Source organism: Microvirga zambiensis WSM3693, assembly GCF_016735695.1.
In the GTDB taxonomy this organism is placed as follows: Bacteria; Pseudomonadota; Alphaproteobacteria; order Rhizobiales; family Beijerinckiaceae; genus Microvirga; species Microvirga zambiensis.
In genome coordinates, this window is the sequence record NZ_JAERQD010000248.1 from 1 (window position 1) to 545 (window position 545).

The 545-nt window shown below is 71.0% G+C and carries 1 protein-coding gene; it reads right to left on the reverse strand.

Annotated elements, in window-relative coordinates; translation table 11 throughout:
• The coding region (locus JKL46_RS37210) for a hypothetical protein (RefSeq protein ID WP_201843082.1) at nt 1–545 on the reverse strand (545 nt) is incomplete at both ends.

The window sequence follows — 545 nt, forward strand, 5'->3', positions numbered from 1 at the left end:
GACGACGGTCCGTGTGCGCAGGTCGCAGGCATGGGAGCGGTAGCCCTGCCGCGTCAGCGTGCCGATCACCTCGGCCAGCGCCCCGTTGACCGCCGCGCGCCCGAACACGCGCCGGATGAGCGCGAGGCGTTTGAAGGGACCGAGGCGGTGGAAGGCGTCGAAGCCGCACAGGAAGTAGGCATACGAGCCAAGGCACGGCCGGACGGACGGATCGAGCCAGTCTGGCCACGGAGCCTGGAATGCACCACGGTCTTTGCCGATCAGCGCGACCCACTCGTCGTCCGACCATGTCCAGAACGTCGTCCCCCGATCGACGCAGCGATGCAGCACCAAGCCGACCGCGTCGAGTGCCGAGCGGACATGGAAGCGCACCTCGGGCAGATCGCGCATCGCCAGCCGAGCAGCGTCGAGCGGCGCCACGAGGCGCGCGACCACGGTCCACTCGGGTCTATCGGCATCATGGCAGCGGCCGCGGCGCAGGTCCCAGCCGAGCGCGATCAGCGCCTCGCGCTCGGCCGCCGACAGCGCCGGCGAGCGGTCGAAGC